The organism is Natrinema sp. SYSU A 869, from assembly GCF_019879105.1.
Classification (GTDB): Archaea; Halobacteriota; Halobacteria; order Halobacteriales; family Natrialbaceae; genus Natrinema.
On record NZ_CP082249.1, the window covers coordinates 3760028 to 3785101 of the forward strand.

At 63.6% G+C, this 25074-nt stretch carries 23 protein-coding genes and 2 pseudogenes; 15 read left to right on the plus strand and 10 right to left on the minus strand.

From position 1 onward, the window contains the following. The first annotated feature begins 167 nt into the window (after positions 1-167). Together K6I40_RS26790 and K6I40_RS26795 are read left to right on the plus strand one after the other, a co-directional pair. Positions 168-1132 (plus strand): annotated as a pseudogene (locus tag K6I40_RS26790) (transcriptional regulator). 58 nt (positions 1133-1190) lie between these two features. Next, entirely contained in the window at positions 1191-1400 is a 210-nt protein-coding gene (locus tag K6I40_RS26795; protein ID WP_222918429.1) for a hypothetical protein, read from the plus strand. Positions 1401-1540: 140 nt separating this feature from the next. Here the strand turns inward: K6I40_RS26795 and K6I40_RS26800 are convergent, their stop codons facing one another. Together K6I40_RS26800 and K6I40_RS26805 are read right to left on the minus strand one after the other, a co-directional pair. Further along, entirely contained in the window at positions 1541-1798 is a 258-nt protein-coding gene (locus K6I40_RS26800) for a glutathione S-transferase N-terminal domain-containing protein (protein ID WP_222918430.1), read from the minus strand. A 123-nt stretch (positions 1799-1921) separates the two neighbouring features. Next, positions 1922-3358 carry an NCS2 family permease gene (locus K6I40_RS26805; RefSeq protein ID WP_222918431.1) on the minus strand — a complete coding sequence of 479 codons (1437 nt, stop codon included), beginning with the start codon at positions 3356-3358 and terminating at the stop codon, positions 1922-1924. A 205-nt stretch (positions 3359-3563) separates the two neighbouring features. Between K6I40_RS26805 and K6I40_RS26810 the strand changes: the two genes are divergently transcribed. Further along, complete coding sequence (locus K6I40_RS26810) at positions 3564-4226, plus strand: TrkA family potassium uptake protein (RefSeq protein ID WP_222918432.1); 663 nt, start codon at positions 3564-3566, stop codon at positions 4224-4226. A gap of 295 nt (positions 4227-4521) precedes the next feature. Here K6I40_RS26810 and K6I40_RS26815 read toward each other — a convergent pair whose 3' ends face one another. Beyond that, positions 4522-5592 (minus strand): DNA methyltransferase, encoded by a 1071-nt coding sequence (locus K6I40_RS26815; protein ID WP_222918433.1) that lies wholly within the window; start codon positions 5590-5592, stop codon positions 4522-4524. Between the two features lie 112 nt (positions 5593-5704). Here K6I40_RS26815 and K6I40_RS26820 point away from each other — a divergent pair, with 112 nt between their 5' ends. Beyond that, complete coding sequence (locus K6I40_RS26820; RefSeq protein ID WP_222918434.1) at positions 5705-6841, plus strand: glutathione S-transferase family protein; 1137 nt, start codon at positions 5705-5707, stop codon at positions 6839-6841. A 49-nt stretch (positions 6842-6890) separates the two neighbouring features. Here K6I40_RS26820 and K6I40_RS26825 read toward each other — a convergent pair whose 3' ends face one another. The 3 genes from K6I40_RS26825 to K6I40_RS26835 all read right to left on the minus strand — a co-directional run bounded on the left by K6I40_RS26825 (position 6891) and on the right by K6I40_RS26835 (position 9411). Further along, positions 6891-7244, minus strand: coding sequence for a hypothetical protein (locus K6I40_RS26825; RefSeq protein ID WP_222918435.1), 354 nt, complete (start codon positions 7242-7244; stop codon positions 6891-6893). Positions 7245-7309: 65 nt separating this feature from the next. Next, the gene (locus K6I40_RS26830) at positions 7310-8116 is read right to left on the minus strand and encodes an NAD(P)-dependent oxidoreductase (protein ID WP_222918436.1); all 807 of its coding nucleotides are present in this window, start codon (positions 8114-8116) and stop codon (positions 7310-7312) included. A 281-nt stretch (positions 8117-8397) separates the two neighbouring features. Further along, a complete protein-coding gene (locus K6I40_RS26835) occupies positions 8398-9411 on the minus strand; it encodes a zinc-binding dehydrogenase (RefSeq protein ID WP_222918437.1) in 1014 nt (337 codons plus the stop codon). Between the two features lie 168 nt (positions 9412-9579). Here K6I40_RS26835 and K6I40_RS26840 point away from each other — a divergent pair, with 168 nt between their 5' ends. After that, positions 9580-9954: a 2Fe-2S iron-sulfur cluster binding domain-containing protein gene (locus K6I40_RS26840; RefSeq protein WP_222918438.1), complete on the plus strand. Its 375-nt coding sequence runs from the start codon at positions 9580-9582 to the stop codon at positions 9952-9954. A gap of 76 nt (positions 9955-10030) precedes the next feature. Continuing rightward, on the plus strand, positions 10031-10480 hold the full coding sequence (locus tag K6I40_RS26845) for a DUF393 domain-containing protein (RefSeq protein WP_222918439.1): 450 nt from the start codon (positions 10031-10033) through the stop codon (positions 10478-10480). A 27-nt stretch (positions 10481-10507) separates the two neighbouring features. Here K6I40_RS26845 and K6I40_RS26850 read toward each other — a convergent pair whose 3' ends face one another. After that, a complete protein-coding gene (locus tag K6I40_RS26850; RefSeq protein ID WP_222918440.1) occupies positions 10508-11794 on the minus strand; it encodes a Tat pathway signal protein in 1287 nt (428 codons plus the stop codon). A 141-nt stretch (positions 11795-11935) separates the two neighbouring features. Here K6I40_RS26850 and dps point away from each other — a divergent pair, with 141 nt between their 5' ends. Together dps and K6I40_RS26860 are read left to right on the plus strand one after the other, a co-directional pair. Further along, the gene (dps, locus tag K6I40_RS26855; RefSeq protein WP_222918441.1) at positions 11936-12592 is read left to right on the plus strand and encodes a DNA protection during starvation protein; all 657 of its coding nucleotides are present in this window, start codon (positions 11936-11938) and stop codon (positions 12590-12592) included. A gap of 184 nt (positions 12593-12776) precedes the next feature. After that, positions 12777-13223, plus strand: a complete 447-nt coding sequence (locus tag K6I40_RS26860) for an SRPBCC family protein (RefSeq protein ID WP_222918442.1) — start codon at positions 12777-12779, stop codon at positions 13221-13223. A 48-nt stretch (positions 13224-13271) separates the two neighbouring features. On the opposite strand, the gene K6I40_RS26865 is transcribed toward K6I40_RS26860, so the two are convergent. Further along, positions 13272-13928, minus strand: coding sequence for an HAD hydrolase-like protein (locus K6I40_RS26865; RefSeq protein WP_222918443.1), 657 nt, complete (start codon positions 13926-13928; stop codon positions 13272-13274). 180 nt (positions 13929-14108) lie between these two features. On the opposite strand from K6I40_RS26865, the gene K6I40_RS26870 reads away from it, so the two are divergent. Beyond that, positions 14109-15686 (plus strand): HTTM domain-containing protein, encoded by a 1578-nt coding sequence (locus K6I40_RS26870; protein ID WP_222918444.1) that lies wholly within the window; start codon positions 14109-14111, stop codon positions 15684-15686. A gap of 208 nt (positions 15687-15894) precedes the next feature. Further along, on the plus strand, positions 15895-16488 hold the full coding sequence (locus tag K6I40_RS26875) for a DUF6735 family protein (RefSeq protein WP_222918445.1): 594 nt from the start codon (positions 15895-15897) through the stop codon (positions 16486-16488). Positions 16489-16536: 48 nt separating this feature from the next. On the opposite strand, the gene K6I40_RS26880 is transcribed toward K6I40_RS26875, so the two are convergent. After that, complete coding sequence (locus K6I40_RS26880; RefSeq protein ID WP_222918446.1) at positions 16537-18363, minus strand: DNA mismatch repair protein; 1827 nt, start codon at positions 18361-18363, stop codon at positions 16537-16539. Positions 18364-18481: 118 nt separating this feature from the next. After that, on the minus strand, positions 18482-19639 hold the full coding sequence (locus tag K6I40_RS26885; protein WP_222918447.1) for a signal peptidase I: 1158 nt from the start codon (positions 19637-19639) through the stop codon (positions 18482-18484). A gap of 1236 nt (positions 19640-20875) precedes the next feature. Here K6I40_RS26885 and K6I40_RS26890 point away from each other — a divergent pair. The 5 genes and pseudogenes from K6I40_RS26890 (at position 20876) to purF (ending at position 24936) form a co-directional block, all read left to right on the plus strand. Then, entirely contained in the window at positions 20876-21409 is a 534-nt protein-coding gene (locus K6I40_RS26890; RefSeq protein WP_222918448.1) for a hypothetical protein, read from the plus strand. Between the two features lie 2 nt (positions 21410-21411). Next, complete coding sequence (locus K6I40_RS26895; RefSeq protein ID WP_222918449.1) at positions 21412-21948, plus strand: hypothetical protein; 537 nt, start codon at positions 21412-21414, stop codon at positions 21946-21948. A 53-nt stretch (positions 21949-22001) separates the two neighbouring features. Further along, positions 22002-22622: pseudogene (locus K6I40_RS26900) on the plus strand (DUF5305 family protein); the annotation flags it as partial. A 77-nt stretch (positions 22623-22699) separates the two neighbouring features. Further along, positions 22700-23320, plus strand: a complete 621-nt coding sequence (locus K6I40_RS26905; RefSeq protein ID WP_255681886.1) for a DUF5305 family protein — start codon at positions 22700-22702, stop codon at positions 23318-23320. 143 nt (positions 23321-23463) lie between these two features. Then, positions 23464-24936: an amidophosphoribosyltransferase gene (gene purF / locus K6I40_RS26910; RefSeq protein ID WP_222920470.1), complete on the plus strand. Its 1473-nt coding sequence runs from the start codon at positions 23464-23466 to the stop codon at positions 24934-24936. The last annotated feature ends 138 nt before the right edge of the window (positions 24937-25074 follow it).

Consider the following 25074-nt stretch of genomic DNA (forward strand, 5'->3'; position numbering starts at 1 on the left):
CGGCGGATCTTGGCAGGGGATCGGGGAATCCCTTTCGGGATTCGCTTTCGCCGCCTCACTGCGAAAACTAGTATATAAGTATACTCCCGATACAGGTCCGAATCGCGACACGGCACACGGGCATCCCGGGGAAAACGTCTTATACGAGGAATCGCTTACAACCCCGTATGTCCCGCTCCGCGCTAGTCGGTAATGTAACCGCGATGTTAGAGGACGCGGGATTCATGGTGAGTGATCGGTGTGCGATTCGGCCGAAGAGCTTCGATATCGTTGCCCGACGAGGCGAGGACCTGACTCTCGTCAAGATTCTCGCGAACATCGATGCGTTCAACGAGGCGACTGGCCACGAGATGCGACGCTTGGGGACCTATCTCAACGCGACGCCGCTGGTTATCGGCCTTCGCAGTCGCGACGAGGACCTAAAACCCGATGTCGTCTACTTCCGACACGGCGTCCCGGTTTCAGCCCCGACACAGCATACAACCTGCTCATCGAGGAGGTCCCGCCGCTGATCTACGCGGCCCCCGGTGGCCTCTACGTCAACATCGACGGCGACCTGCTGGCCGACGAGCGCGAGGACCGCGACTGGAGTCTCGGTCAACTCGCCAGCGAACTCGGCGTCTCCCGGCGAACTGTCTCGAAGTACGAAGACGGGATGAACGCTTCTGTCGAAATCGCGATGGCTTTAGAGGAGATGTTCGAGGCACCCCTGACGAGCCCCGTCGACGTGCTCGAGGGGGCTGACGACGTCCACGAGAGCGAGGCGACGCCGGACGATCCCAAAGCGGATCCGGACGATGAACAGGTCGTCGCCGTGCTCACGCGGGCCGGCTACAGCGTCCACCCGACGGCTCGGTCGCCGTTCACGGCGATCAGCGAGGACGAAGACGACAGCGAAATCGTCCTGACTGGCCACTCGGAGTTTACGAAGGCCGCGGAGAAACGCGCCCGGATCATGAGTTCGATCGGGCAGGTCACGCGGACGCGATCCGTCTACGTCGTCGACCGGGCGAAACAGGAGTCCGTCGACGGCACTGCGCTAATCGAGCGCGACGAACTCGCGACGTTCCGGAACGCCGACGACCTCCGAGACGTCATCCGGGAGCGCTCCGAGCACGAAGAAGCGGCCTGAGAGGGGCGATCCGGCCGCATGTACTGACCGCGGAGACGAAAGATCGAGACAGTCACCAATGGAAACGAATTCTTCCATCGACATTGTCAACAAACACCGTGCACTCCTCGCTGGGTTCATCGCAGTACTCGGAATCGGGGTTAACTACGGAACGAACGTCACGACTGCGGCCGATGCAGCGCTATTCTTTGTTGTCTCCGTCGTGATCGGCTATCTCGTGTTCACGCTGTTCAGCCTGCTTTCTCATCGATTCTGGTGGGACCACTAATCGCTATAGTAGCCACTGAAACGATTTACACGCTGATCGCACAGCTGTCATGCGATCAGGTGTGCAGTGACTTTCAGTGGCTACTATAGTTCGCTGTCGAACTGACTACCGAAGACCGAACTGCGACCGATTTCTAGGACTCAAGCCGCGCCGCTGCCGTACGTTTCCTCGAGATACTCGACGATGTCGTCGCTCTCGTTCATGCCCTCGACGCCGTTGGCCTCGTCGGTGATGACCGGGACGCCGGTCTGGCCGCTGACCGTCTCGACTTCCGTCCGCTCGCCGTGCGAGCGGGGGACCTCGATGACGTTGTACTCGAGCTCGAGTTCGTCGAGTTTCGAGCGGACCTTCGCGCAGTACGGACAGCCGGGAAGCTCGTACATCGTGATGTCTGCCATATGAGGATAGTGCCGCGGAAGACGTATCAGGTCACCGGTCGACCGGACGGTTGCCGGGATCGTGCGCCCGGCCGTGCGGACAGTTCGAGAACGTGTGACTGCCACGGAATCCCGTGGCCGCTATCAGAACGCGAACATCTCGGCATCGACTGCGAAGAAGACGGCGAAGTACACGACGAACGCGGCGGCGAGGACCCACTGGCCGAGCGGGACGTCGTCGGCTTCGCCCATGGCGGCCTTGACGATTGGGTAACTCATGATCCCAGCGGCGAGCCCGTTCGAGATCGACGCGGTCATCGGCATGACCGTGATCGTCAGTCCGCCGGCGATCGCCCAGGCTGGATGCTGCCAGTCGATGTCGGTGACGCCCTGTAGCATGATGATGCCGACGACGACCAGCGCGAGGTAGGACGCATACTGCGGGATGGCGCTGATCACCGGAACGAGGAGCAAGGAGAGCAAGAAGAGGAGGCCGACGACCAGCGCCGTGAAGCCGGTCCGTCCCCCTTCCTCGACACCGGTCGAGGATTCGATGTACGTCGTCACCGTCGATGTTCCGATCATCGCACCGATGCTGGTTCCGATCGCGTCGGCCATCAGCGGCTTTTCGATTTCGGGGAGATTCCCGTCCTCGTCGAGGAAACCGCCGATCTGTGAGACGCCGATGAGCGTTCCGGCGGTGTCGAAGAAGTCGACGAAGAAGAACGTGAAGACGACCAGTACGAAGACGATCGGATCGTCGGTAATCATCCCGAGGCCGTCGACGAAGCCGGCGACCAATGGTGTGAAGTCGTACTGAACGTTGGCGAGCAGGCCCATGACCCCCTCGTTGCTGAACTGCTCGTATCTCCCGGGCGGCGTCAGCGTGCCCGGGGAGACGACGCCAACAGCCGTTAGCAACCACCCGGCGACGGCGGTGGCGATGATCCCGATGACGATCGAACCCCGAATCCCGCGGGCGTGCAAGATGAGCATCAACGCGAGTCCTGCCACCGAGAGCGCGGCGACCGCGCTCGTCGCGACGTTCCCAAGGGTAACGAGCGTATCCGGATGGGCGACGACGAGCTGCATCTCCTGTAACCCCAGGAAGAGCAGGTAGACGCCGATACCGGCCCCGACGGCGAACTTGACGGGCTCGGGAAACAGCTCGATGATGTACCGTCGTGCGCCGACCGCAGTCAACGCGATGAAGATAATGCCTTCGACGAAGACGGCTGCGAGCGCGACCTGCCACGGGACCCCGAGGCCGAGAACAACTGTGTACGCGAAAAAGGCGTTCAGTCCCATTCCAGGTGCGAGACCGAACGGCCTGTTCGCCCAAAACGCCATCACCAGGATGGCGACCACCGACGCGAGGATCGTTGCGACGGTGATCATCTGTGTGATATCGCCGGAGTCGTAGCCCTCGATCGTGATCGCATCACCGAGAATGATCGGATTGACGACGATGATGTACGACATTGCCAGGAACGTCGTCAGCCCCGCGATCGTTTCCGTCTCGAGGTCGGTATCGTGTTCATCGAATCCGAAGAACGCTGCAAGTGACTCGAGTACCCCCATATTGGATGCTCGAGCATAACAACACCGGTCAGTTAAGCGTTTTTGTCCGTATCGGCGGTAAATGTATCCACGTCTGTGTATAGGTGGCGGACAAGGAATCGGACACGCTCCCTTGAGATCCCGTCCTACTCTGACGGGTCCACAGGGGTGCGACGAGTGATGGCCGGACCAACGTATTTCACCTCGGAGCGCGTACCACGGTAGCATGAGGTTTGTTATCGTGGGATACGGCCGAGTCGGCTCGCGGACGGCAACGGTTCTCGCCGAGGAGGGCCACGAGGTCGTCATCGTCGACAACGACATGGACCGCGTCGAGCGCGCCAGCGATGACGGACTCGAGACGGTCCAGGGCGACGGTGCTGACGAGGACGTCCTCGTCGACGCCGGCATCGAGAGCGCCGACGCGATCGGCGCGTTCACGCCCGATCTCAACGCCAACTTCGCGGCCTGTATGGTCGGTACTCACCACGGCTGCCGGACTGTCCTGCGGATCGACGAGGACTACCGCGAGGAGATCTACAAGAAGTACGCTGAGGAAGTCGACGAGATCATTTATCCCGAACGGCTCGGTGCTGCGGGCGCGAAGACAGCCCTGCTCGGCGGCGACTTCAACGTCGTCGCCGATCTCGCCGCGAATCTCCAGTTGACCGTCCTCGAGATTCGCGAGGGGTCGCCAGCGGTCGGCAAGCGGATGAGCGAACTCGAACTGCCCCAATCCGCGCGGATTTACGCTCACGGCCGCGCTCGCGAACCGCTGACGATCCCGCTGCCGGGCACCGAACTCGAAGTCGGCGACGAGGTCGCGGTTATCACTGAGAGCGACCGTGCGGAGGCGGTTCGGTCAACGCTGTTGCCCGCGAACGCGTGATCGGCCGAGCGACGGCTCGAGAGCGGTTGCTCAGTCGTCGATGCATCGCTTCGCTACTCGTCAAAAGGGAGGAGTGGAACGGGAGCAGGCGCGCAGACGGGTGGATGGGGGAGGGGTGGGGAGACCGCCGCGCGCCTATTCCTTTCGTCACGCCGGGGCCCAATAAAACCGCGTCAGACGATCGACCGACGGGAGTCTGACGGTGACTTTCGCCGCCACTATCCGATGGGTTCATCGCACCCGCTCATCGAACGGACGTACTGGCCGACGCCGACGGGAGCGACTGGATTGAGGCTCAGCTCTCGCCGTCGCTCCCGCTCTCGAGACGGAAGACGAGGACGTTCTGGTGGACCATCGAGGGAACGAACGAGAAGGGGTAGCCGTAGACATGGAGGTTCTTCGTCGGATCGTACCAAATCAGGGTCGCTGCAAGCGTTAGCGGTGCGGTCGACTCGATCGCCCGCGCGAGATCCGCCGAGAGGAACTCGTAGGACTGCTCGCGGTACATATCGCCGATGAAGACGACGACGTGGCCGTCCGGCGCGACGGCGTCGGTGAATCGGTCGAACTTGTCGGCCATGTCGGCGAGCCACTCGGCTTTCGGTTGTCGCTCGTCGGATCTCTCGTCCGCATCGATGTCGGTGTTCGCGTCGCCGGTATCGGCGACGCCATCGAACGACCCCAACTTGCTCTCGCGCGTTTCGCGTTCGTTGCGCGTCTGTTCAAGTTCGTCCATGTGCCAGTAGGGAACGTCAGTTAACAGGAGGTCCACGGAGTCATCGGGGACATCATTAATTAGATCAGCACAGTCCCCGTGGCGCATGTCTTGCTCGGCGAGGAGCGGTTCGCCCCGTTCGCGGCGTTCCTTGTTTTCCGCCTCGAGGACCTCTCGGTAGAGGTCGACCCAGCGCTCGGTTCGCTCGAAGCCGATGGCCTCCCGTAGGCCGGTCCCCTCGTGCTGGCAGAAACTCGCACCCAGCAGGGTGCCCCCGACGCCGGCGAAGGGGTCGAGGACGGTGTCGCCGGCCTTGCTGAACCGGCCGATCAGCTCGGCACAGAGCCGCGGGGGTTTCTGCCCACCGTGTTCGCTGCGCAGGTCGTGCTGGACGGCGGGCGGATATCCCTCGGCGATCACGGATTTCGTGGCATACTTCCACTCTTTGCCCGTGAGGTCGTTCACACGATTGCGCTCGTCGTAGATCCCTCGATCCTCGACGTAGTGTTGGTGGTCGGCCAGATCGTCGGTGTCGATCACCTCGCCGTCTTCGACCGGCAGGGATTCCTCCCGTGCGCGATCTGCGTCGAACTCGCCGTCGTCGTCCGTGAACAAGCGGCTCTGGCGGTGTCGATCCCCGTCGTCTGCCATACCTCGAGTGCTCACGGGAGTCGCTTAAACGCTTGTCTTCGAGCACTGTGAGTTGCGCCAGTGACGTGAGTGTTAGCGAGATCATTTGAACCCAGCGACCGTCTATTGACGTATGAATATGCTCGTCGACGGCGAGTGGCGGACCGACGCGTACGAGTCGACTGACGATGACGGCTCGTTCGAACGCCAGACGACGCCGTTCCGGGACGAAATTCGGGATGATCCCGACGCCCGATTCCAGCCTGAGGCCGGCCGGTACCACCTGTACGTCTCCCTCGCCTGCCCGTGGGCCCATCGGACGCTCGTGACGCGGGCGCTGAAAGGTCTCGAGGATGCGATCTCCGTCTCGGTCGTCGATCCTTACCGCGACGACGACGGCTGGCAGTTCACTCCGGAGAAGGACGGCTGTACGCGCGATCACGTCCACGACGCCGATTTCCTTCGAGAATTGTACGTGCGGGCGGATCCGGACGCGACCTGTCGCGTGACGGTGCCGGTGTTGTGGGACACGCAGGAGGTCACCATCGTCAACAACGAGTCCGAAGAGATCATGCGGATGCTCGACACTGCGTTCGACAATGTGGCGTCTCAAGATGTGGACCTCTATCCCGAGGGGTATCGGGACGAGGTCGATCGGATCATCGACGAGATCTACGAGCCGATCAACAACGGCGTCTATCGCGCCGGATTCGCAACGAAACAGGGTCCCTACGACGAGGCGGTCGACGACCTCTTTTCGGCGCTCGATCACTGGGACGAGGTGCTCGCGGACCAGCGCTATCTCGCCGGCGATCGGTTGACCGAAGCCGACATCGCGATGTTCACGACGCTCGTTAGGTTCGATACCGTCTACCACACGCACTTCATGTGTAATGCCCAGTATATCCGCGAGTACGACAATCTCTGGCCGTATCTGCGGGACCTCTATCAGACGGGCGTCGCCGACCGAAGGGAGGGGACGCCGAATGAACGAACGGGGAGCGGTGCGAGGCAAGAGCGAAGCGAGCGCCTCGATGACGCGAACGGGGAGGAACGACCCGTGAGCGAAGCGACCCGTGAGACGGGCGTCGCCGATACGGTCGATATAGACCACATCAAAGAACACTACTACACGACTCACCCCGACGTGAATCCACACCGGATCGTCGCCCGCGGGCCCAATCTGGACTTCGAGGCCCCCCACGACCGCGACGAACTTCCGGGTGGCCCGCCGTCCGACCTCGTCACAGCAGCGAACGCGGACGACTAACGGGGAGTCGTGTGAGAGAAGGAGACTGACGGGATGGCGGCGTTCAGCGTTAGGACTCCGCGGCCGTCTGGTCGGCCTCGGCGTCTTCGGCTTCGGCATCTGCAGCGTCGGCGTCTGCGGGTTCGGGTTCGGCGTTTTCGGGTTCGGATTCGGCGTTTTTGGGTTCGGATTCGGTGGATTCGTGACTATCGGAGCCGGTACGGCCGGATTCGCGACGCCAGGTCTCGAAACTGTGGTCGAACTCTTCATCCGCGACGAACACTTTCCAGAGAATCCAGACGGGAACGAGAACGGGGATCAGCGGGAGGAGAACGACCAGGAGTACTGCGGCCATGATATAGCCGAACAGGGACATCTGGGTGTTCGGCCCGTAGCCCGACGACTCTGACACCTTGACTGACATATGAGGTCGTACGAACGTGTCGGTATTCGGGCTTTCGGTCTCGAGGGGCGGACTCCCGAGCGGACTCAGGCCAATTCGAGGCCGTCACGCCCGTTCGAATCGTCGTTCAGCGCCTCCTCGGCGTCGTCCTGCGGTCGGTAACCGAGGCTGAGCATGGTCTCGGACAGTGAGAGGAACCGTTTGGAGTTGTTGGAGATGCCGTGAGCGATCAGGGGCGAGCCGTCGAGGGTCGCCGTTGCGGCTGCGTTGAGCACCCGCCGGCAGTCGTCGGGACTCAGCCACATCGCGCGGGCGTATCGCTCACCCGAGCCGTCCCGTTCCTGACACTCCTGTCGGAGTTCGTCGCGGGTGAGCAGCCAGCCAATCCGCAGGCTCACCACCTCGAACCCGTGGCGTTTCGCGTAGTACGACCCCATCGCCTCGCCGAAGACCTTCGTGACGCCGTAGTAGGTGTCGGGATCCGCCGGATCGTCGGGTCGGACGATGTCGGGGCTGCCGACCGTCGACTCCGGCCGGATCCCCGAGACGGTGTTTTTCATGTTGACTGCATGGTTCGAACTCGCGAAGACCACCCGCTCGAGGTCGTTCTCGGCCGCGGCTTCGAAGGCGTTGTAGACGCCATCGACGTTCGGCCCCTGCACTTCGTCCCACTCGGCCCGCGGCGACGGGTTGGCCGCGAGGTGGATCAGTACGTCCTGGCCCTCGAGGGCCTCGATGAACGCCTCGCGGTCCGTTATCTCGAGGGGGTCCGCCTCGAGATCCTCGGTCTCGCTGTGGGAAAAGAGCGTGAGCTCGTGATCGTCGTCCGGAAAAGCGTCGATTGCCTCCCGACCGACGGTCCCCGATGCGCCGGTGATAGCGATGTTCGGCATACGGGATGGACGGTAACTGCGCCGAAATAGGTCGGGCCAGCGCCTTCCGGCTAGTCGCGTGAATCACTGTATTTTGATCCCGTATCGCAGCCATCGACGGCAACGTCTTGAAAGCCCCTTCCGCGCTCGACTCCCGGGACTCGCTGTGCGCTTCAGTCGTTCGCTCCGCTCACTCCCTGCAGTGCTTGCGCCGTCCGGGTTCGTCCAGCGCGGAAGCCCCTTTCAGTCCCACCCGACGGTGGAATGGAGGGGGAGCTGAAACGCGCCCAAGGATGGGTGTGCTATGGCTCGACGACGATTTTGCCGACGCTCTCGCGCTCTTGCATCGCTGCGAAGGCTGCGTCGGTGCCCGCGAGCGCGTACGTCTCGTCGATTTCGGGCGCGAGTTCGCCGTCGGCCGTGAGTTCGACGAGCCGCCGGAGGTCGTCTTGGGTACCCATCGTCGAGCCGATGATGCGCTTGTGGCCGAGGAAGAGGTTCGCGATATCGATCGTCGACTCGTTACCGGCCGTCCGCCCGCAGATCGCCATCGTCCCGCCGCGACGCAGCACCGACTGCCCGAGTTCGGTGAACTCCCCACCGAGGTGGTTGATCACCGCGTCCGGCGTGCCGATTTCCTCGACTTCCTCGCGGATCTCATCGATGTCCGTCGATTGGATGCTGTGATCGAGGCCGAGGTCGCGGACGCGCTCGAGTTTCGATGCGGAGGAGGACGTCCCGATCGTTTTCGCACCGAAGATGGATGCGAGTTGGACCGTCGCGACGCCGACGCCGCCGGTCGCACCGGGAACGAAGACGAAATCGCCGGGCCCAACCTCGGCCCGCCGGAGCATGTGGAACGCGGTCATATACGCCGTCGGAATCGCGGCAGCAGTCGTCGCGTTGACGCCGTCGGGCAACGGGATGAGCCGATCGGCCCGCACGCGGGCGGTCTCTGCCAGCCCGCCGTGGAACAGCGAGAACCGTTCGCACATGTTCTCCGGCCCTTCGCGACAGAACCGACAGGAGCCACAGGTCTCGTTCGGACAGAGGACGACTCTGTCGCCAGGCTCGAGGCTCCGAACGTCCGCGCCCACCTCGCTCACGACGCCAGCGACATCGAGGCCCGTGACGAAGGGCAGGTCGTCGGCGTCGACCATCGCCGAGTCCCCCTCGAGGATCCAGAGGTCGTGGCGGTTGATCGCGCAGGCCTCGACGTCGACCAGCGCCTCGCCGGGGCCGGGTTCGGGGTCGTCTCGCTCGATCACGCTCACTCCCTCGGGGCCGATCAAGTCGGTGAAGGCTGCGGCTTTCATCGGTTTGCGAGTCAGTCTCGAGGGCAAAGATGCTAGGGAAGGCGGCACGGAACGTGACGCTAGAGAGCCGAAGTCGCTGCTCGGCCCCTGTCTGTCGGTGCCGATCGACCCCGTGGCTTGCGGTCATCCGGCCGTAGGCCTTTTTCGCGGCCGGCCGTACATGTACCCGTGACAGGCCCCACTACATGGGACGTCGAACTTCGCGTGCCCGCGGATGCCGATCTGGACGCCGCCGACGAGTCCCGAACGATCGAGGTCCGCGAGGACCAGTCGATCCTCGCGGCGGCCCGCGCTGCGGATATCTGGCTGTCCGCGGACTGCCAGCAGGGGTGGTGTATCACCTGTGGCGCGAAACTCCTCGAGGGCGACGTCGATCACAGCCAGGCCAAGCGATACTACCCGTCGGACGAGGCGGCGAACTTCGTCCTCACCTGCGTCGCTCGCCCTCGCTCGGACTGCGTCATCAAGGTCGAGCAGTATGATCAACTGCTCCGGCATCGGGCCGACCACGACAAGCCGCCGGGCCGATCGAAGCTCGGGTAGCGGACGCGAAGTTTGACCGAGACTCCCGGCAACTGCCCCACTGAACGTTTTCCGCCTCCGCAGCGTACGAGACGATATGTCCGAGCCGCAGTTCACCGGCATCTTGCTCTACGACGGCGACTGTCCCTTCTGCTCGGCGGCCTCGACCGCGATGCGCCAACTCGAGACCGTCGGCGTCGTTCCGTGGGACGAGCCGGTCGCACAGAAGTTCCTCGAGGCCCAGTTCGGCGATGCACCCTTCGCGATCTTTTTCGTCGATACCGAGGCCAAAACTGTTTGGGCAGGCCGGGCCGCTGCAACCGAACTGTGCGAGCGGGCCGGAATGCCCGTGCTCGTCCAGGATATCGTCGATGAGAACTACGAGCGGTTCGCGGACGCCATTCAGTTCGTCTCGGGAACCGATTGCGAGATCGATCCCTATCATGACGCGTACCCGCTGGCCGACGACGCCGCGGCGCTGTTCGACGAGTTAGCGGCCAGCGGGAATCGGACGCACGCGCCGACCGGCTCGAGCTACGGACACTGAATCGGCCATCACGTTACGGTTCTCCGCTCACTCCGATCCCGGATTCGGCTCGGGCAGGGCCCGAAGTCCCCGTGGCGGCACGAGGTAGTTCGCCCGGTTGCGGACGCTGATATACTGGAGGATGCCGTTGTTCGTCCGCGAGTTGACCGACCCCTCGGTGAGGTTGCTGCCGGTCATCGCTTTTCGCGTCTTCACGAAGTCGGCGATCGAGCGCTGCAGGGAGAGGAAGTGGACGGCTGCTCGATCATCGTCGGTCGAATCGAAGTCCCGTCGGAGGATGATCGGTTCGCCGTCCTCGCGGGCGCGAGCGGCCTTCTGGGCGTGGCCGACCGTCCCGCGATTGCGGGCGTCCGCGGCCGCATCGCCACCGACCTCGGCAACCCCGCTCGAGTCGCCGAGATTGTGGCCGGCCCCCTCGACGAGTCCCTCCTCGGCGTGGGTTGGCGAGAACATCTTGGCGACGCGCTGGTCGCGGCTGTCCTGTTCGTACCACTGGTGGAGGTGCAACTGGATCTTCGAGAGGTGGATCGTCGCCCCGCCGGCGAACGGGCCTGATTCGATCGTTACGCGATCCTCGCTCGCCTGTGTCTTCCTGAATCCCGATTTGAACCCCATGAACAGCGGCGCGTCCTCCGGGACGGGTTCGCTGTCGGGGATGCCGCTGACGCCGGACTGGTTGTCCGCCGGGAGGCCGCGACCGATGAATCCCGTCCGGCGCTCGGCCACGTCGAAGCTTCCCTTGAGGGTGCCCTCGACCTCGAGGCCGTTCAGTTCGTCGAGTTCGCCTTTCAGGGCCTCCTCGGCGCTGAGCGTGACGTGGCCGTAGTCGCTCGCGAGATGGACGAGCGCGTCGTACTCGTCGAGCTGTGGGTCTTCGATCGGCACGAGCGCTTCGGGGTCGGGCAGGTCGACTCCCTCAGGGAGGTCGGTATCGAACCGGTCGAAGTACGTTGGGCCGTAGCCGATCGCAAACGCTAACCCCTCGTTCCCGCGCTTGTAGGCCTTTTCGAGGGTTCGAAACGCGGCCTCGAGTTGCTCGCGTTCGTCCTCGACGTCGGCCGGGCCGTCACCGACGTACTCGAGAGCCAGCAGGAGGTGGTGTTCGGGGGGTTCGACGTTCCCGTGGTCGTCTTCTGCGAGGAACTCGTTCCAGGCGTGCTGGCGGTCTGGAAGCTCGTCCGGGGCGAGTTCGGCCTGTGGCACGTCCGCAGTCTCCTCGCGCTGGAGGCAGGCGGAAAGTGCGCTCGCACCGCCGATAGCGACGGCACTGCGGACGAACGCGCGACGCGACAGGCCGCGATCCGAACCATTCATACACAACCTTCGGGGGGTGACGAGTAAGGATATTGCGGTCACCTCGATTGGGTCGAGAGCGCGACCGGCGAAATCTCGACGTTCGCGGGCTGCAATTGCAGGCAAAGATTGATGCAGCGGGTGCTGGGAGTGGATCGATAGATGTCCGACGAAAAACCACACGCGGCAGGCAACGTCGACGCAGGGGACACGAGCGAACGTGTCGGAATGGCTGTGCTTCGCGAACGGGGGCTCGAGCCGGAGGAGTTACGCGAAAAGCTGCTTGACGCGATCGGGGCCGAGTTCACTACCTACTACTACTATACGAACCTGCGAATGCACCTCGCCGGCCACGAGGATTATAAGGAGATCACCGAAGATGCCCGCCTCGAGGATCGGGCGCACTTCGAGTTGGTCGCGCCGCGGGTGTACGAACTCGGCGGTGCGCTCCCCAACGACATTCGGGAGTTCGCCGACCGCGCGTCCTGTCCGGACGCCGAAATGCCGGTACCCTATGAGACCGAGGGATTCGACCTCGAGAACCTGACCGCCGAGAACATCCTCGAGGTGCTGCTCGAGGCCGAACGCTGTGCCATTCGGACGTGGTCTGAAATCTGTGACATGACCCACGGCGTCGACCCGCGGACCTACGATATGGCCCAGCGCATCCTGCAAGAGGAGATCGAACACGAGGCTTGGTTTGTCGAACTCCTCTCGATGGAACGCGACGGCGAGACCAATCCGGCCGGTCACTTCATCCGGGGCGAGCCCGGCGACGCGCCGCTCTCGACGAACCGGCGGTTCAACGACAGCGCCTAGACTCCGAGCGACTGGCGGACCCACGACGCGGCGCACGGTCACGGCTCGCATGCTGCCTGCAGTCCAGAGCCAGCTGACGGGCCACGGGATGTTTTCCGGTCAATGAGTCCCGTTCGCCCGTACTGTCGTCACCGTTGGCGTATCGACCGGTACAGCCATCCGTCTGAGAGTGGTATTAGTTACCATGAACCAGGTCGAGGTCTTCGTTGAGATTGACGCGCCGCCGACGGTCGTCTGGGAAGCGCTTCTCGCCTTCGACACGTATCCCGAGTGGGACCCGATCAGCCGGACGATCGAGGGAGTCGCGGTCGATACCACGGCGCGTCGGAACGGGGACGTGTCGTCCGATTCCGCCCGCTTCCTCGACGGACCGATGGCCGTCACCGTCAAACCCAATCGGCGACTCGCCTGGCTCGACCGGCTCGTGGTCCCCTTTGCGTTCGACCGCTACCATGAGTTCCACCTCGAGCCGATCGACAACGGCCGGCGCACGCGATTGCTCCAGCGGGAGACCGTCCGCGGCGCATTCGTCTCGCTCGTGTTCGACGCAGCTCGCGTCGAGCGAGCGTTCATCGAGATGAACGAGGCGATCGCGGCTCGCGCCGAGCGACGGGCAAGCGCAACTGCGTGACCGCGTTCACTACTGGACGAGTAAGAGAAGACCTGTTCGAGCCGGTAATCAGACCAACTCTGTCAGCGCAGTGAGCGACTCGATTTCGTGTGCTGGCTCGCTTGAGAGCTCGTAGTCCGTGCGGTGATCACGACGGATAAACGCGGCGTCGACCCCGGCCGCATCGGCCGCACCGATGTCGACGCGGCTATCACCCACGAACAGCGGGTTCTCGACCGCGAGGTCCGCGAGGGCCTGCTCGAGGTAGTACGGCGTCGGCTTCTTACGTTCGATCCCCTCGAGCGTCGGTTCGCGGCCGTACCAGACGTCGACTGCGAGTTCGCAGTGCTCGAGGACGTTGCCGATCGTCTCGTGTTGGTTGTTGCTGACGATTGCAGTCGGGACGGCCAGTGACTCGAGTGTTGTGACGTCGTCATAGTGTCGTTTCCGGCCGGTCCGAAGCTCGGCGAGTTGGGCCGCGATCGCGGCGTCTTCGCGGGCGGCCCAGAGGTCATCGGGATCGACGCCGTGATCGGCCGCGACGCGACGTAGCGAGGAGACGTCCGGGCTGAGTAGCGTCTCGATGTGATCGGCAGATGGGTCGGTGATGCCGACGGTCTCGAAGGCGTCGTCCATCGCCTCAACTAGCACGTCTCGATCCGTCGGTATCGTCAAAACGCCGTCGTTGTCGAAGATGACCGCGTCGTACGCCGTGTGAGTTGCCATGTGGGTCTCCGTAAAACGTGCAGGGATTTCGGCGTTATGCCGCATCGAACTCGGTACCGCGAGAACGGAGTAGGATTTCTCGAGCGGTCTCACAATGATATCGACTGTCCGTTTCCGGCGACACTCATGAGAAAACACATATATATCGGCTCATAACTCGGGACCGACTCGTTGGTCCCCATGACAGGACCCTCACCCAAATCCGAGACCGTGACTGCGACCGGCAACGAGGTGGCAACGCTCGCCGCGGTTCAGGCGCTCGTTCGATCGCGTCTCGGAATCGATCCTCGAGCGCTGGGTGCGTTCCGGATCGGGCTGGGGCTCGTCATCTTGTTCGATTTGCTCGCCCTCCGGGGCCCGGGGCTGGTTACGTTCTATACGGACGCGGGCATCCTCCCGCGGTCCGCCCTCGAGGAGCTCTCACCGACGCTCGCACGCTGGTCGCTACACGCTCTGTCGGGCTCGGTATGGGTGCAAGCCCTCTTGTTCGCGATCACCGGCGCTTTCGCGGCGTGCTTGCTGGTCGGCTACAGACACCGTCTCGCGGCCATCGGTTCGGCACTCCTCCTCACATCGCTGTACGCTCGCAACCCGTATCTGGTCAACGGCGGCGATACGATCCTCATCTCGTTGCTTATTTTCGCGACGTTGCTCCCGCTCGACGCTCGGTGGGCGATCCGCCCTCGCCGCCGCGAAAACCACTCTATTCGTAAGTCTCGAGACGATCCACGCGTGGTTTCGACGGCGACCGTGATACTTCTCTCGCATGTGGTCGTCATCTACGCAATCAACGCGGTTCTCAAGTTCCGGAGCGACGAGTGGCTGTCCGGCATCGCAGTCCAGCGGATCTTCCGACTCAAGAGCTTTACCGACTATTTGGGGCCGACGGTCGCAGAGTATCCCACCCTCTTAACCGCGATTAACTGGCTTTGGATCGCCGTCCTCTCTTCGGCCGTGCTACTCGTGCTCGCGACGGGCCGGCTCCGAACCGCGACCGTCGCCGCCTACGTCGGTGCACATCTCAGTATGGCGGTGACGATGCGCCTGGGTATCTTTCCGTTCGTCATGGTCACCGCCGTACTGGTCTTTCTTCCACCGCCGGTCTGGGACCGTCTCGAGCACCTCGCCTCGGCGACCGGGCTCGCGCACCGCCTCGGTGCGCTCGCAACGAGCGGCGGGGTGGATAGAACGGATGGGACCGAACGACCGTCAGCACCGTCACGCGGCGAGCGAACCGAGGCGGGACCGGCGTCGTCCACATCCGTGATTTCACCCCGCGTTCGACGCGGGACGCGACTCACCGCGTCGGTGCTCCTTGTCTGTGTGTTTCTCGCTGCAGCGAGCTGGCAGGTCACGGCGGCGGGCCTGGTCGATACCCCGGGTGCGGGAGACGACAGCGTTCTGGAGAGCGCGAGCTGGGCCTTTTTCGCGCCGAATCCGCCCGATACCGACAGCTGGTACGTCGTCGAAGCCACCGACGCGTCCGGGGAATCGACCGATCTGATTCATGGGGGATCGGCGACATTCGACGGACCGCCCGACGCCGCGGACCGGTATTCGTCGACGCTCTGGGACCGATATGGACGCAAGGGACAGGGCGCGGGCGATCCCGCGCTCGAGTCGGCGGGGGCGTACTTCTGCGAGCAGGCCCCCGACGGCGTCGAGTCGGTGACCATCTATCGCGTCGACCAGTCGGTCGATGCGGACGGACCGGTCGGTGAACCCACTCCTCATGAGCTGATTGTCAGTCAGTGTTGACGTCCATCCCGTCGACGTACCGAGAGAATTGAGATCTACCGGTCCCCGTCGCTCGCTCGACGCACCGAGCGGTGCGATCGCTGCCGGAACGCCGAACCCGTCCGCAGGTTCAAGTACGGACGGGCGGCCAGACCCGTCGTGAGCCACGAGACGATTTCTCATTCGCGCGTCGAACAGATCGATTCGCGTCGTTCCAGTTGGGTGGATGATGGGTCATAGGGCGCTCGTCGCCTATCAACGGCCGGATCGCCTCTACGACCTGCGATACAGTCATTGGGGCGGCGAGACGCTGTCGCTCGCCGACGAGATTACGGCGACGACCCCCCTCGCCGACGGCGCAGTCGAGGGGCCGCTGCTGGCAGACTCGATCTCTCGCGATCGAATCCTGCGGGACCATCTTGACCCCTGCGTTCACGAGGCGCTCTATCTCGTTGCTCCGGCCGACGACTACGGCGTTGAACCCTACCGGGTCTGCTGGCTCGAGTGGGGCGACGGCCGCGACGGCGGCCGGGGAGCGATCGTCGCGTCCCGTCCCAACGACGGCAGTACGATCAGGGTCTGGTTTCGCGCAACCAAGACCGCCCTAGCCGACATCATCGAGATGGGGGCGCTCTCGCGACGGGCCGCACAGGCGTATCTCGAGGCCCGCATCTGCGAGGAGCGAGACGGCATCCCCTACACGTACGGCGAATCGCTCGATGACGCCGAATCGACGTATACGCCCACGCCGGACCGCTGGCTCGGGGACGAGCGCCGAGGGAGCAACGAAACGACGAGTAATAGAGACGAATCCGAGGAGTGAACGGAACGCGGGGGAGACGAACGAGAGGGACGGCCTCGGAGCCCCGACTCACTCACCGGTCGTCCAGCGAGCGTCCGCGAGCGTTCGCTGGACGACTTCGTTGCCGACTGCTTCCGCCAGCGTCTCGAACCCCGTCCGCTCGCTCCGGTCGCTCGCGTTCGCGACGAGTCGAGAGACGATGAACTCCGGCGTCGACCGGCCCACAGTGTCGAACCGGGGCTGATAGTCGACGAGTAACTCGAGGTCGGGGTTCAGTCCCTCCGCGAAGATGCCGTCGACCCGCGCTTCGGGCGGGAGGGGCTCTAAGTCATCCGCGAGGTGTGTGACGAACACGCCGAGCGCCTCGCGGTCAACCGAGAGCGTGACGAGCCCGTGGAGCAGGTCCGCCGCGCTGCCGGGTTCCGTGATCGCCTCGAACTCGTCGACCAGCATTAGGGTGCGACCGCCCGTCGAGAGTGGCGGCACGATCGAGCGCAGCGTGGATTCGAGGACGCCGGCGTTGAAACTCGCGTGGCGGCGATGGAAGACCAGCGAGTCGACGGGTGTCACCTCGGCCCGGTCTGCTGGAACCGGCAGTCCCATCGTCGCCAGCAGGACGACCTGACACAGCGTCTCGAGCAGGGTCGTCTTCCCGCCACTGTTGGCACCCGTCAGAACGGCGACGCGCTCTTCATCAGGAACCGCGTTGACGCCGGCCGGAACACTCGTCACGCCGTGCTCGCCGAGCGCGTAGGTGACCGGCTGGACTGACTCGTCATCGCGCGAAGCGAGCGTGATATTGCGCGCGTTGACGACGGAGACGGCGGCTTCGTCGCTCCCTCGCTCATTTCGTTCGTTCGTGTCTTCCGAGGTACTCCGCGCCTCGCCCTCGATGAAAATCGGACGGGTGCAGTCGTATTCGAGCGCGAAGCGCGCCAGCGAGAGGTGCAAGGCGATGTCGTCGACCGCCTCGACGGTCCGATCGATCGCATCGCGTGCATCCGCGAGCCGTTCCTCGAGATCGCTCGCGACGGCCTGCTCGCGCTCGTCGACCGCGTCGGTGAGGTCGCTCCGGAGCGTCCGCAGCGTGTCGCCGACGAAGTCGGTCGCGTCCGTCGCGTCGGTGGGCATCGCGTCCCGAACCCGGTCGATCGTCACGTCCGTCTCGGTCAGCAGGTGGTCTTCGAACGACTGTCGGAACCCTTCAGCGTCGTGGACGCCCTCGGCGCGCAGGTCCTCGATCAACGCGAGCGCGTTCGCATCCATGTCCTCAACGGCACCGAGTGCGTCCCGGAGGCGGTCGAGTTCCTCGTCAGCACCCTCCCGGACCCGGCCGCCGTCGAGCGCTGCCAGTGCCTCGGCGGCGTCTGCGAGCCGCTCGCGCTCGAGATCCGCGATCGCGGCGAAGGGTCCGGAATCGACGCCGGCTGCCAGCAATGCGAGCCCGGCCTCGACGGCGGCGTGCTCGCTCCCGCCGCGGTCGTCGTAGCGCTCGTAGGCCTCGAGCACGGCAGTGCGGTCATCGTCCGCGAGTTCGGCCCAAGCGTCTCGAGCCGCGAGCACGTCGTCGAGGCGCTCGTCCATCGCCTCACGGCTCTCTAGCGGTGTGAGCACCCGAATACGGTCTGCCGCGCGCTGGGTAACGGCATGTTCGACCGCGAGATCTAGTAACTCCTTGTACGCCGATCGGGCGTCGCTGGTCGCGAGAATAGCCATGCCAGCGCCGCCGGTCGCCCGACGAAGGATTCGCGTCGCTCGCCCGCGAGCGAGTCCAGCGTCCGCGAGCGTCCGCACGTCTCCACCCTCAATCGCCCGGATCGCCCGTTCCCGACCCAGTTCCTCGACCAGCGTTTCCCGCGTCTTCGGGCCGACCCCCCAGTACTCCTCGAGTCGCATACGTGATGACTCGCGGCAACCGTCTTGAACACTGTGTCATCCGTCCGCGTAGTCGGATCGATTCCGATGGCGCGACCGGTCTCTGAGGGAGAAACTTCGATGTTCGCCGTCTCGACGGTTACCGGAGATAGCGGCGGAGCTGGACGCTAAGAGGGACGTTACGGGACTGGTCTCGGACGCGAATCTGCTTGAACCCGAGGAGGCCACCGACGAACCCGAGGACGCTCGCGCCCAATAGACCGTTGATCGTCCCCCACGCGACCAGTGGATCGATCGCATGGAATCGCAGGAGTAGCGATGTCGGCAGTACCCGGAGGTATCGATACTCCGACACCGCGACCGACCGTTCCTCGCCCGACGGGGGTGCCGTCGTCCGCAGCGACGCCGCGGACTCGCTCCCCGGCGCGAGCGGCACGGACCCAGGCTCGATCGACGCGTCGTTGGTTGCCGTCTCGAGGACGACCACCGTCGTGATAAGTCCGCCGTTGCGCATCGGGATCTCTGCCGTGATCGACTCACCGGGTTCGATATCCTCGCTGCCGTCAGCGTCGACCGACATCGTATAGCCGCCGCTGGGTACGATCATCGCGGCGTTGGCCGGCACCAGCACGAGCGTGAGGACTATCAGTGCGACGATGCGGGGATCGATACTATCGGCGTCGGTCGACCTGCGACGAGGGGGCCGACCCGGAGCCCGTCGTCTGGTCCCGACAGTGAGTGTAACGACGAACAGTATCAGACCGACCCCGAACAGGACGAGGCCGGCGCTGCCGATTCCGGCACCGGCCTCGAGGCCGAGAGCGGCCAGTATCGGGGCGAGAACCCAGCCGACGCCCCCACGGACGGTCTTGACGGCCGTTCCGAACTTCGGCAGGACGACGACACTACCGCCGACCTGAAGCGCGGTCGCGGCGATTCGGTCGTCGGTCACCGGCGGCTCGCCGGCGTCCTGATCGGCGAACGGATTGGCGTCGCCCTGCGTTCGATAACCGTCCGCCGTCTCGGCGACGACCCGATGGGTCGTCAGCTGCCCGTCATTGACCTCGACCGACTCGAAGACCACGACATCGCCGGGCTCCGGATCACCGGTCACCTGGGACGGAATAGCGACGAAGCCGTCCCCGGGCTCAAGGGTCGGCTCCATGCTGCCAGTCTCGACGAACACCAGAAAAACCGGCTGTCCAAGCAGTTGGCCGGCGATCAGGGCTAGCGTCGCCGCGATCACCACGACGGTGAGGCTGAGTTCGGCCCATCGGCGAACCCGTGACGATGTCACGTCTCGAGTGAGTGTCGAGTCGGATATAATGATTCGGGCCGAAAGGATCGCTGCTATTGCGAGGGTTGTCTCATTCGGTAATTGTCCATCTGTCGATATACAAAAACGTGTTCAAAACAGTCGTAGATTGGTATCAGTTCAGATACTGATTGCCGTGCTACCGAAACCGAGTTACATGGTAACTCTCTCGGCGGTGACTGTCGCAGTCAGATTGAGGCTGTGTGTTCCACTAGCACTTCCCGTATCAACGGTAATCACTCCAGCTGCAACGCCAGAGTGGCTGTCGGAAAGCGAAGCACTACCGGGACTGTTAGCGTTGAGGACGAATTCAGCGACTTGATCCCCCGCTGTGCTTCCGCTGCTCGCCGTCGATCCCGTTAATGTACTGAAGTCGGTACCACCATCGCCCGTTCCCGACGCCGTCTGATCAAGCGCACTATTATCGCTGTCACCGCTAAAGTCGAACGCGACCTTATTCAGCGTTGTGTCCGTCTGAATGTCAACGGTCACACCGAGCGCATTAGTGCTAGTGTCAGTGAACCCAGAATTGTCCTGAATGACAAATGCAATCGCTTCGGCCGTGGGACTGCTGTCCAAAGCAGTTGCGCTTACGGTGCTGTCTCCGACTGTCAGGACTGCATCGGTGTTGAGCGTTTCGTTCGAGAAGTTGATTACGACTGCCCCGTTGGCGTCCTCTGAGATGTCGGCAAAAGCACCGTCAGGCGATGCACCGGGTGCGATTCCGGCTGCTGAAGCCGAGTCGTTGTCGACGTTAATCGAAAGATCCCTGTTTGCCTCTACTTGTGTGAACGCGCCCGAACCGAAAACCGCGCCGCTAGCTGCTGCTGTTCCGCCGATTCCGAGTAATACGTGTCGTCGATTGATGTTTTCTTCATGATTGGGTCTCTGTCCTCTCTTGCGGGAGAGACGGACCCCCCTTTCCCATTTCCCACGCCCTCTCCCCTCGAGACCCCACCCATATCATATTAGGCTGCGTGAAGATCCTCACGAGGTGCCATATAGCGATTCCCACCGCGTTGGAACCGGGATCACGGGGACCCATACGCCACTTCGGACCGTTTTCGGCATTGGTGGGATCGCTCTGATCCCGCCCGGATTGCTGTCCGAAGATGTGAAATACGTGACTATAAAATCATATAGTCTGTCATATCTGACAAAACTACTATAATACTGGTGTCTGAAGAGTACTAAACCGGCCGTAGACCGCAATCAAACGTGAATACAGGAACATCACTCACAGAAGACGAAGTGTACACACTTCTGAGTAGTTGTCGGCGTCGGTACGCGCTGCATGCGTGTCTGCAGACCGAGTCAACGATCACTCTCTCGGATCTCGCCGAACAGGTGGCCGCCTGGGAGTACGAGAAATCTCTCGAGGCGGTGAGTTCCGAGGAACGGCGGCGAGTGTACACGTCGCTCCAACAGACCCACCTCCCGAAGATGGACCGGTGGGGCGTGGTCGAGTTCGAGCGTGGCGTAATCGAACCGACGGAGCAGGCCTCCGAGATCGGGGTGTATATGGACGTGGTCCCCGCGAACTCCATCCCGTGGGCGCATTACTACCTTGGCGTGGCGGCCATCGCCGCAGCGGTCACCGGGGGCGTCTGGTTGGGGATCTATCCCGAGACGATCCCCGACCTGCTGTGGGCGACCCTCATCTCCGGTGTCTTCCTACTCTCGGCCGCGGCTCACGTCTGGCAGACCACCCGCACCGAGCTCGGACGCGACGGTCCGCACCCGGAACTCTAATCGTGACCAAACCTGACCCCTGGCGTCGTCGGCGGTATACCCGCCGAACAGCCCTCGGGCTGATGCTCGCCGGCGGGTCCGTGACCGCGCTCGGAACGGCCGGGTTCGCGAATCTGACTGCCGGCCGAGACGTAGCACTCAGCATCTCGACGGACGACCAGGCGTCGCTGACCATCGTCGACGACGCGACCGGAGAGCCGATCGAAAATAATTCGCCGTACACCGGCGACCTCGACGTCCAGTTCGACACGACCACCGGGGGTATGATCGACGTGACGGGGGCGATCACTGGCGATACAGAACTGATATCGCTCTCCAAAGCGGTCGATAACGGCACCTACACGTTCACGATCGACGGAACTGATTTTAATATCACCGACCTGACGGCGGGCGAGTCCGATCCGCCGGTCCTCCGGGTCACGAACACCGAGGATCCCGGCGGAGCCGACGCGGCAATCAGTCTCGACGTTACGGCCGACATCGACGGCGTTTCGCTCGAGCTAACGCGCGCGGTAACCGTTACCGCCCCAGAATCATGATCGACGATCTCGACCCGGGGACCGTACTCCTCCTCCGGCGGTACTTCACTGTCATGGTGCTCCTCTCTGTAGTCCTGGTAGCGACCGGTGGATACGCCGCATATGGAGCGTACGCGGACGACGGGTATCGGACCGAACGCGAGGTGACCGCGACATGGACGCCCGAGACCGGCTTCGATCACAGCGCGACCGTCCAGAACGAGTCGTCCGTCTTCGAGACCGGCGACGTACTCACGAACCGACCGATATACTTCAGCCGCGTCGCGCCCGAACTGGACGGGACCTACGTCGTGAGCCACGCCGGCGATGTCGAGGCGGCGACCGTCACCGTCGACCTCGCGCTCGAACTTCGGGCGGTCGAGGATCGAGGTGGTGAGTCGACGGTCCACTGGCGGGAGACCGAACCGCTTGCGTCGACGAGAATTGCCAGCCTCGAGCCGGGCGAGCGGCAGGAGATCCCGTTTTCGGTATCCGTCGCAACCCTCGAGCGGCGTCTCGACGCTATTGAGGGCGAGCTTGGAGCTTCACCGGGAACGACCGAGGTCGTAATCACTGCCGAGACGGAGATCGAGACCGCGACGGGTGACGAGTCCTTCGTTGATACCCGGACCGATACCCTCGAACTCGAGCCGGGCGGGAATACGTATCGAGTGACTGCCAACCTCGCGGATGATCGCCAGTACGAGGCGACGAACCGCGTCCGGACCCCGGTTGAGTCGTCGCCGCTCGCGAGCTATGGGGGGGGGGGGTGGTGCTGGCCCTCGGCGGGATCGCCAGTCTGGCGGTCTTGGGATGGGGGCGACATCGCTGCCTGTTCGCGGTCACGGCAGCAGACCGTGCTCGAGTCGAGTATCGACGAGCCCGCGCGGACTTCGACGACTGGATCTCCGCCGGGACCGTCCCCGAAGACGACGACCGGACCAGAGTGACGGTCGAATCGCTCGCCGCGATCGCGGACGTAGCAATCGATACGGACCGGCGGGTAATCCAGATCGACGGGCCAACGTACGTCGTCCTCGTTGAGGACGTCCGCTACGTCTACGAACCGCCGGCCGACGTGGCAGTGGCCAGCAGTGAGGATACAAGCGATCCGACCATTGGAACGGCATCGGCGACCGAAGTCGTCGCGGACGATCCGATCGACGCGACAGACCGGCACGCCGCGGATACGCAATCCGATGCGATCGACCAAGGCGTGACTGACGAGGCGAGCGAGCGGGACGTCCCCGACGAGTGGGAGTTTGGCGAACCGGCCGGAGATGCTGACCCCAGCGACGAATCGGATGACGATCCCGACGACTGGATATTCGACGATTCCTCGACCATCGAGGAGGAGCGCGAGCAGTCTCCTCGTGAGCGAGAAGCGGACTGACACCATCGAAGATACCCACAAACGTGTATAATGTCGTGTGTCAGTGACGGAATTCGACGCACAAACACGAGGATTTTTATCGGCTCGGTGCCCTACTGACTTCCATGACTGATGGGCGGGGCGAAACTCCCCGGCGAACAGGAATGACCGAAAAGTGCGGCGTCGTCGGCGTCTCACTGGACGGTCGAGACGCGGCACGACCGTTGTACTACGCGCTCTACGCACTCCAGCACCGCGGCCAGGAGTCAGCCGGGATCGTCACGCACGACGGCTTCCAGCAACACAGCCATGTCGAGATGGGCCTAGTGGGCGACGTCTTCGACGAGGACGACCTCGATATGCTCAACGGCTCGGCGGGGGTGGGTCACGTCCGGTATCCGACGGCCGGCTCGGTCGACTCCTGCTGTGCACAGCCGTTCTCCGTCTCGTTCAAGAGCGGCTCGCTGGGTCTTTCGCACAACGGCAACCTCGTCAACGCTGACGAGATCCGCGACGAACTCGCCGCTGTGGGCCACGCTTTCACCAGCGACGGCGACACCGAGGTCATCGCCCACGACCTCGCGCGCAACCTCTTAGAGGAGGACCTCGTTCGGGCCGTCAAACGGACGATGGGGCGAATTCACGGCTCGTACTCGCTGACGATCAGCCACGACGATACCATCCTCGGCGTACGCGATCCGCAGGGGAACCGCCCGCTTTGTATCGGGAAACTCGAGGACGGTTACATTCTCGCCTCGGAGTCGGCAGCGATCGACACGTTAGATGGGGACCTCGTCCGCGACGTTCGACCGGGCGAACTCGTCGTCCTTCAGGAGGACGGCGCGGGTTTCGATTCCTACCAACTCGTCGAGAACGAGAACACCGCTCACTGCTTCTTCGAACACGTCTACTTTGCGCGACCCGACAGCGTCATCGACGACACGCTCGTCTACGAGGCGCGGCGCAATCTGGGCCGCAAACTCTGGGAAGAAAGCGGCGTCGAGACTGACGTCGTGATGCCAGTTCCCGACTCCGGACGCGCCTTCGCCTCGGGTTACGCCGACGCCGCAAGCGAGACGACCGCCGACGGTGAGCCACGAGACGCGGACGACGACGGCGTCGAGTTTGCCGAGGGACTGATGAAGAACCGCTACGTCGGCCGGACGTTCATCATGCCGACCCAGGACGAGCGCGAACGCGCGGTGCGGCTCAAACTCAACCCGATCAAATCGACGATCGAGGGCAAGACCGTCACCGTCATCGACGACTCGATCGTCCGCGGGACGACCTCGACCCAACTCGTCCAGCTCCTGAAGGACTGCGGGGCCGAAGAGGTTCACGTTCGAATCGGTGCCCCGGAGATCGTCGCCCCCTGCTACATGGGGATCGACATGGCCACTCGCGAGGAACTGATCGCTTCGGACAAGTCCGTCGCCGAGATTCGCGACGAGATCGCCGCCGACAGCCTCGCCTACCTCTCGACCGACGCCGTCGCCGAGGTGCTCGGGAAGGAGCGACTCGACCTCTGTCTGGGCTGCGTAACGGGGGAGTACCCCTACGATATCGAGGGCGAAGAGACCGACCGCGACGTGAGTCGTCCCGACGTTGGCGAGCAGCCACTTCACGCGGACGACTAACGAAATTTTGTTCTGCGCGAGCGGCGGCGCAACGCGCCTTGCTCGCTCGACAAAATTTCGATCAAAAGCACTCCTCCTTCCCCTCTGCTCGTTTCACTCGCACCGGGTCAGTCGTCGGCCCACTCGCTCACTGACTCG

Coding starts and splice junctions, on each gene's coding strand:
- K6I40_RS26795 (WP_222918429.1), top strand. CDS start 1,191: ATGGAAACGAATTCTTCCATCGACATTGTCAACAAACACCGTGCACTC.
- K6I40_RS26800 (WP_222918430.1), bottom strand. CDS start 1,798: ATGGCAGACATCACGATGTACGAGCTTCCCGGCTGTCCGTACTGCGCG.
- K6I40_RS26805 (WP_222918431.1), bottom strand. CDS start 3,358: ATGGGGGTACTCGAGTCACTTGCAGCGTTCTTCGGATTCGATGAACAC.
- K6I40_RS26810 (WP_222918432.1), top strand. CDS start 3,564: ATGAGGTTTGTTATCGTGGGATACGGCCGAGTCGGCTCGCGGACGGCA.
- K6I40_RS26815 (WP_222918433.1), bottom strand. CDS start 5,592: ATGGCAGACGACGGGGATCGACACCGCCAGAGCCGCTTGTTCACGGAC.
- K6I40_RS26820 (WP_222918434.1), top strand. CDS start 5,705: ATGAATATGCTCGTCGACGGCGAGTGGCGGACCGACGCGTACGAGTCG.
- K6I40_RS26825 (WP_222918435.1), bottom strand. CDS start 7,244: ATGTCAGTCAAGGTGTCAGAGTCGTCGGGCTACGGGCCGAACACCCAG.
- K6I40_RS26830 (WP_222918436.1), bottom strand. CDS start 8,116: ATGCCGAACATCGCTATCACCGGCGCATCGGGGACCGTCGGTCGGGAG.
- K6I40_RS26835 (WP_222918437.1), bottom strand. CDS start 9,411: ATGAAAGCCGCAGCCTTCACCGACTTGATCGGCCCCGAGGGAGTGAGC.
- K6I40_RS26845 (WP_222918439.1), top strand. CDS start 10,031: ATGTCCGAGCCGCAGTTCACCGGCATCTTGCTCTACGACGGCGACTGT.
- K6I40_RS26850 (WP_222918440.1), bottom strand. CDS start 11,794: ATGAATGGTTCGGATCGCGGCCTGTCGCGTCGCGCGTTCGTCCGCAGT.
- dps (WP_222918441.1), top strand. CDS start 11,936: ATGTCCGACGAAAAACCACACGCGGCAGGCAACGTCGACGCAGGGGAC.
- K6I40_RS26860 (WP_222918442.1), top strand. CDS start 12,777: ATGAACCAGGTCGAGGTCTTCGTTGAGATTGACGCGCCGCCGACGGTC.
- K6I40_RS26865 (WP_222918443.1), bottom strand. CDS start 13,928: ATGGCAACTCACACGGCGTACGACGCGGTCATCTTCGACAACGACGGC.
- K6I40_RS26870 (WP_222918444.1), top strand. CDS start 14,109: ATGACAGGACCCTCACCCAAATCCGAGACCGTGACTGCGACCGGCAAC.
- K6I40_RS26875 (WP_222918445.1), top strand. CDS start 15,895: ATGGGTCATAGGGCGCTCGTCGCCTATCAACGGCCGGATCGCCTCTAC.
- K6I40_RS26880 (WP_222918446.1), bottom strand. CDS start 18,363: ATGCGACTCGAGGAGTACTGGGGGGTCGGCCCGAAGACGCGGGAAACG.
- purF (WP_222920470.1), top strand. CDS start 23,464: ATGACCGAAAAGTGCGGCGTCGTCGGCGTCTCACTGGACGGTCGAGAC.